Annotated in this window: 5 protein-coding genes and 1 rRNA gene; 2 read left to right on the top strand and 4 right to left on the bottom strand. The window is 69.8% G+C overall.

Going from position 1 to position 6,103, the window contains the following annotated elements; all coding sequences use genetic code 11:
• Together AB0F77_RS06710 and AB0F77_RS06705 are read right to left on the bottom strand one after the other, a co-directional pair.
• Window positions 1-91 (bottom strand): 16S ribosomal RNA (locus AB0F77_RS06710); the annotation flags it as partial.
• Window positions 92-627: 536 nt separating this feature from the next.
• The gene (locus AB0F77_RS06705) at window positions 628-1,635 is read right to left on the bottom strand and encodes a stage II sporulation protein M (RefSeq protein ID WP_361942530.1); all 1,008 of its coding nucleotides are present in this window, start codon (window positions 1,633-1,635) and stop codon (window positions 628-630) included.
• Window positions 1,636-1,766: 131 nt separating this feature from the next.
• Here AB0F77_RS06705 and AB0F77_RS06700 point away from each other — a divergent pair, with 131 nt between their 5' ends.
• Window positions 1,767-2,711: an RDD family protein gene (locus tag AB0F77_RS06700; RefSeq protein WP_361942527.1), complete on the top strand. Its 945-nt coding sequence runs from the start codon at window positions 1,767-1,769 to the stop codon at window positions 2,709-2,711.
• Window positions 2,712-2,730: 19 nt separating this feature from the next.
• Here the strand turns inward: AB0F77_RS06700 and AB0F77_RS06695 are convergent, their stop codons facing one another.
• Complete coding sequence (locus AB0F77_RS06695; protein WP_361942524.1) at window positions 2,731-3,345, bottom strand: hypothetical protein; 615 nt, start codon at window positions 3,343-3,345, stop codon at window positions 2,731-2,733.
• A 190-nt stretch (window positions 3,346-3,535) separates the two neighbouring features.
• Window positions 3,536-4,993 (bottom strand): adenosylhomocysteinase, encoded by a 1,458-nt coding sequence (gene ahcY, locus AB0F77_RS06690; RefSeq protein ID WP_361942521.1) that lies wholly within the window; start codon window positions 4,991-4,993, stop codon window positions 3,536-3,538.
• Between the two features lie 364 nt (window positions 4,994-5,357).
• Here ahcY and lepB point away from each other — a divergent pair, with 364 nt between their 5' ends.
• Entirely contained in the window at window positions 5,358-6,044 is a 687-nt protein-coding gene (lepB, locus tag AB0F77_RS06685; protein ID WP_361942518.1) for a signal peptidase I, read from the top strand.
• The last annotated feature ends 59 nt before the right edge of the window (window positions 6,045-6,103 follow it).

The following is a 6,103-nucleotide window of genomic DNA, read 5'->3' as shown; positions in this document are numbered from 1 at the left end:
TAATCCCCACCGAAGTGGTTCATCGTTCGACTTGCATGTGTTAAGCACGCCGCCAGCGTTCGTCCTGAGCCAGGATCAAACTCTCCGTGAATGCTTTCACGGGAGCGGGACAGCCGGAGGAATGATCCGGCCGTCCACAGCGTCCTCGCTGTAATTTTTCTTCAAAGGAACCACGTCCCAGCCGAGAAAGCTGGAGACGGGGTATCAACATATCTGGCGTTGACTTTTGGCACGCTGTTGAGTTCTCAAGGAACGGACGCTTCCTTCGTACTCACCCTTCCGGGCTTTCCTCCGGGCGCTTCCCTTCGGTGTTTCCGACTCTATCAGATCTTTTTCCGATCCGATTTCCTCGGTGCTTTCCAGGTTCCCGCTCTCGCGTTTCCCTTTCCGGCGGTTCCGACTTTATCAGAAGTTCCGGGCCGTTCTGACCGGCCGCTCATTCCTGAGTAATCGGGAGTGCGCTTCTCGGTAAAGTGACTTCACGAGAAGCAGATGGATTCAAACGACCCGCCCTATGAACCATCCGGTTCCTGGGCAACTGTTTGAATCTACCTCCCCACACGCTCCGTGTCAACGGCTCCTGTGGGGCGAAGAGGAGACTAGCAGCTCACCGGGGCCACTTGCACATCAGGCGGCCGTCGGGACGGCCGAACTCCGCTCGGATGCCTCAAGGTCACCCGTCTCGCCCTCCCGCGCGGCACGGCCGCCGAGGACGAACACGTAGGTCAGGAAGGCCAGCTCGGCGGCGATGCCGATTCCGATGCGCGCCCAGGTGGGCAGGCCCGACGGGGTGACGAAGCCTTCGATCGCGCCCGACACGAACAGGACCAGCGCCAGTCCGATGGCCATGCCGACGGCCGCCCTCCCCTCCTCGGCGAGGGCGGTGCGGCGGGTCCGTGGGCCCGGGTCGATCACGGTCCAGCCGAGGCGCATCCCCGTACCGGCGGCGACGAAGACCGCGGTGAGTTCGAGCAGCCCGTGCGGGAGGACCAGGCCGAGGAAGGTGTCGAGCCGGCCGGCCGACGACATCAGTCCGAAGCCGACACCGAGGTTGAGCATGTTCTGGAAGAGGATCCAGAGGACCGGGAGACCCAGGAAGACCCCCAGGACCAGGCACATCGCGGCGGCCTGGGCGTTGTTGGTCCACACCTGAGCCGCGAAGGAGGCCGCGGGATGACTGGAGTAGTACGTCTCGTACTCACCGCCGGGGCGGGTCATCTGCCGCAATTGGTTGGGCGCCCCTATGGCGGACTGCACTTCCGGGTGCGTACCGATCCACCAGCCGATGAGGGCGCCCACGGCGGTGGACAGCAGGGCCGTCGGCACCCACCAGCGGCGGGCCCGGTACACGGCGGCGGGGAAACCCCGTCCCAGGAAGCGCGTCACGTCGCGCCATGAGGCGCGGCGGGTGCCCGTCACCGTGGCCCGCGCGCGGGCCACGAGCCGGCTGAGGCGGCCCGTCAGGTGCGGGTCGGGGGCGCTGGACTGGAGGAGCGAGAGATGGGTGGCCGTGCGCTGGTAAAGGCTGACGAGTTCGTCGGCCTCCGCTCCGGTGAGTCGACCGCGGCGGCGCAGCAGGGCGTCGAGGCGGTCCCACTCGGCTCGGTGGGCGGAGACGAAGACGTCCAGGTCCATCGGGTGTGCCTGCTCCTCGGCCGGTCGTCGACTGCTCGTCGAGACTGTCAGCTTGTCCTACTGGGGCGCGATGCTCCCTCAGCTTGGCAGACTTGCGGTTCTCGGGGCAGACCAGGGGAAGGACGACGCTCGTGAGTGAGCTGGTGACGGGGGAGGCGGTGGCGCTCGAACTGCGCCCCGCGAGGCTGCCCAGCAGGGCGCTGGCGGTGCTGCTCGACCTGATCGCGGCGATGTTCGTCTATGTCGTCGTGTCCTTGGGACTGGCGGCGGCGACGGCGTCGCTGGACGAGGCCGCGCAGCTGGCGCTGTCGATCGCGACGTTCCTGCTGGTGCTGGTGGGTGCGCCGATCGCGGTGGAGACGCTCAGCCATGGGCGGTCGCTGGGGAAGCTGGCGCTCGGGCTGCGGGTGGTGCGGGACGACGGTGGACCGATCCGGTTCCGGCACGCGCTCGTGCGCGGGGCGGTCGGTGTCGTGGAGATCCTGATGACGTTCGGGACCGTCGCCTGTATCGCCTCGTTCGTGTCCGCGCGTGGGCGGCGGATCGGTGACGTCTTCGCGGGCACGCTGGTCGTGCGGGAGCGGGTGCCCGTCGGGCAGGCCGAGTTCGTGCCGCCTCCGCCGCCGTGGCTCACGGGGCAGTTCGCCGCGCTCGATCTGTCGGCGGTGCCCGACGGTCTGTGGCTGGAGGTCCGGCAGTACCTGATACGGATGCACCAGCTCGATCCGCAGGTCTCCTGGGCCATGGCGGAGCGGCTGGCGTCGGAGCTGGCGGCACGCACCGGGGCTCCGGTGGTGCCGGGTGTGCCGCCGGCCGCGTATCTGGCGGCGGTCGTGCAGGAGCGGCAGGCGCGTGACGCCCGCAGGGCGTTCGGGGACGGCGGCGCGGTCCCACCGTCCGGTCCCGCCGGTTCTGCTTCTCCCTCTGCCGCTGCTTCCGCGGGGTCGGCCGCGCCCGGGGTTCCCGGCACCTACGTTCCGCCCGAGGCGCCGGCGGCTCCACCCGTGTCGCGGCCGGTTCCGCAGGACGGTGCGCCGGTCGAGCGGCCCCGCACCGGGTTCGTGCCGCCCGCCTAGCCGCGGGGCGCCCGTGCCGTCAGCCGAAGACCGACGGCGGTGATTCCAGGTCCTCCAGCTCGATGCCGGGCGCCGAGAGGACCACGTCGCCGGCGATGTGGACGGTGTGCCTTTCCCCCGTGTCCAGGGCTGTGACCTGGTATTCGTCCACGGCGAGGGGGGCGTTGTCAGTGGCGTGTGCTTCGCTGTTCACCAGTGCCCAGGACTGGTCCACCGTGCGGGGGGCGAGCACGGGGTCGGTGAAGGTGACGAGGCGTACGCGGGTCGCGGCGGCGGAAGGGGTGAGGCGCAGGAGACGGGCGGTGGCGACGAGGAACGCGGGGGACGAGCCGGTGAAGGCGTGGGCGCGCACATTGCCTTCGGTGGCCTCGGTGCCGGTGGGGTCGGTACGGACCCAGGTGACGCCGTCGAGGGCGGCGCCGCGCACCTGCCAGCCCCCGGCGTGGAGTTCGAGGCGGATGGGGCGGCCGAGTTCGTCGAGGGCGAGGTCGACGGAGCCGTAGGGGTCGCCCGAGGGGGTGGTCAGCTGGGAGACGTAGCGCCAGCCGGACGGGCCGGGGGCGCAGTGGAAGTGCTCGTCGGCGAAGGGGGTGTGATCGTGCGGATCGTGGAGCGAATAACGGCCGCGGGGCATGGGGGTCCTGGGTCTTGACGGGCTGGTGGTCCGGTCGTCGCGACGGACGGACCGCCGCGACCGGTGTGACGGCCGGTCGGCCAAAGGGGCAGGCCCCCGCCACGGGGGTGCGGGGGCCTGTCTCGGAGGTCCTGCCGCCGGGCGGCGCGTCGGTGCACCGACGCGCTTCCTGGTAGGCGGGTGTGCGGACTCAGTAGCGGTAGTGGTCCGACTTGTACGGGCCGTCGACCTCCACGCCGATGTACGCGGCCTGCTCCGGGCGCAGCGTGGTCAGCTTCACGCCGAGCGCGTCGAGGTGGAGGCGGGCGACCTTCTCGTCGAGGTGCTTGGGCAGCGTGTACACGCCGGTGGGGTACTCGTCGGGCTTGGTGAACAGCTCGATCTGGGCCAGGGTCTGGTCCGCGAAGGAGTTGGACATCACGAACGACGGGTGGCCGGTGGCGTTGCCCAGGTTCAGCAGGCGGCCCTCGGACAGCACGATGATCTTCTTGCCGTCCGGAAAGGTCCAGGTGTGGACCTGGGGCTTGACCTCGTCCTTGACGATGCCGGGGACCTTGGCGAGGCCGGCCATGTCGATCTCGTTGTCGAAGTGGCCGATGTTGCCGACGATGGCCTGGTGCTTCATCTTGGCCATGTCGGAGGCCATGATGATGTCCCGGTTGCCGGTCGTGGTGACGAAGATGTCGGCCTGGCCGATGACGTCGTCGAGGGTCGCGACCTGGTAGCCGTCCATGGCCGCCTGGAGGGCGCAGATCGGGTCGATCTCGGTGACGATCACTCGGGCGCCCTGGCCGCGCAGGGACTCGGCGCAGCCCTTGCCGACGTCGCCGTAGCCGCAGACGACGGCGGTCTTGCCGCCGATCAGGACGTCGGTGGCGCGGTTGATGCCGTCGATGAGGGAGTGGCGGCAGCCGTACTTGTTGTCGAACTTCGACTTGGTGACGGCGTCGTTGACGTTGATCGCCGGGAAGAGGAGGACGCCGTCGCGCTGCATCTCGTACAGGCGGTGGACGCCGGTCGTGGTCTCCTCGGTGACACCGCGGATCTCGGAGGCGAGCTGGGTCCACTTCTGGGGGTTCTCGCCCAGGGTGCGGTGCAGCAGCTGGAGGATGACGCGGTGCTCGTCGGACTCGGCGGTCTCCAGGCCGGGGACCTTGCCGTCCTTCTCGTACTCGACGCCCTTGTGGACGAGGAGGGTGGCGTCGCCGCCGTCGTCGAGGATCATGTTCGGGCCGCCGGTGGGGCTGTCCGGCCAGGTCAGCGCCTGCTCGGTGCACCACCAGTACTCGTCCAGGGTCTCGCCCTTCCAGGCGAAGACCGGGATGCCCTGCGGGTTGTCGGGCGTTCCGTCCGGGCCGACGGCGATGGCGGCGGCCGCGTGGTCCTGGGTGGAGAAGATGTTGCAGGAGGCCCAGCGGACCCGGGCGCCGAGGGCGACGAGGGTCTCGATGAGGACGGCGGTCTGCACGGTCATGTGCAGGGAGCCGGTGACGCGGGCGCCGGCGAGGGGCTGGGCCTCGGCGTACTCCTTGCGGATCGACATGAGGCCGGGCATCTCGTGCTCGGCGAGGGTGATCTCCTTGCGGCCGAATTCGGCCAGCGAGAGATCGGCGACCTTGAAGTCCTGTCGGCTGTCGACAGTCGTCATAACGAGCTGCTCCTCGGGGGTTGGGTTCGAGGTGGGTACGGCTGGTCTGCGCAGCGACGGACATAGGGGTGCCCGAAAGGAGGACACAGGCATGCCCAGGTGCGCGCAGCGCAGTCCGTCGGAGGCCCTCTCTCCCTCGGCCGATCCGCGGTGGGACCGCCCGACCGCCATCAGCAGCGACGTCTGGCTCGCTCCCAAGCTACACCGGACGGCACCGGCGTCCCCAGTCCATCTGCGAACAGATCACGCCGAACACGGGGCGTGATGGCGTCCAGGACCATGGTCGAGCAGGACTTTTGCCGCGGCGGTTCATGTCCGGGGACTGTCCTCCGCGCCGCGGAGGGACCGCACGGGGAGGAAAGCAATGGCCGGCAAGGGGCGAGGACTCGCGGTCGCGGCCGTGGTCGTGGGACTGCTGGGGGTGGTCGTGGCGATCGGCGGGGTGGTGTACACGAAGGACGTATACGGGGCGTCGACCGTTTCGAGCCAGAGCATGTCTCCGACGTACGAGCCGGGTGACCGGATTGTGTGGGAGAAGGTGAGCGGCGACGAGGTGCGGAGGGGGGACGTGGTGGTCTTCTCGGCGCCCGAGCGCTACTCGGCGGAGGGTGTTCTGATGCAGCGGGTCGTCGGGGTGGGCGGCGACCGGGTGGCGTGCTACGCCCGGGTGGGCTCCGAGAAGCGGATCACCGTGAACGGGAAGCCGGTGCGGGAGCCGTATGTGAGCGGTGGGGACGCCGACGGTCTGGGCCGGCCGTACGACGTGCGGGTGCCCGAGGGGCGGCTGTTCCTGCTGGGTGATCACCGGTCCGACGCGATGGACTCACGGTTCTTCGCCTCGGACCACGGCGGGACGGTCCCAGTGGGCGCCGTGCGGGGGCGGGTGACGAAGGACGCCACGGCGCCCGTGGCCCTGCTGGGCTTCGGGGTGCTGGTGGGAAGTCTGCTGGTGCTGACTGGTGTCGGGCTGGGGATCGCGGCGCTGGTGGTGCGGCGACGCGGGGCGGTGCAGGCGCCGCCGTCGCCCTGGCCGGTGCGGCCGCCCGTCTGAGCAGGGCGGCGCGACCGTCCATGGGCGGTCGGGAAGCCGACGGGGCCCGCCGGAGGACG

Source organism: Streptomyces sp. NPDC026672 (assembly GCF_040638185.1).
In the GTDB taxonomy this organism is placed as follows: Bacteria; Actinomycetota; Actinomycetes; order Streptomycetales; family Streptomycetaceae; genus Streptomyces.
The sequence above is the reverse complement of the archived record's forward strand: the minus strand, read 5'-3'. Positions and strand labels throughout refer to the sequence as shown.

What these genes read in the sequence shown, in the direction of transcription:
- AB0F77_RS06705 (WP_361942530.1), bottom strand. Translation starts at nt 1,635, where the DNA reads ATGGACCTGGACGTCTTCGTCTCCGCCCACCGAGCCGAGTGGGACCGC.
- AB0F77_RS06695 (WP_361942524.1), bottom strand. Translation starts at nt 3,345, where the DNA reads ATGCCCCGCGGCCGTTATTCGCTCCACGATCCGCACGATCACACCCCC.
- ahcY (WP_361942521.1), bottom strand. Translation starts at nt 4,993, where the DNA reads ATGACGACTGTCGACAGCCGACAGGACTTCAAGGTCGCCGATCTCTCG.
- lepB (WP_361942518.1), top strand. Translation starts at nt 5,358, where the DNA reads ATGGCCGGCAAGGGGCGAGGACTCGCGGTCGCGGCCGTGGTCGTGGGA.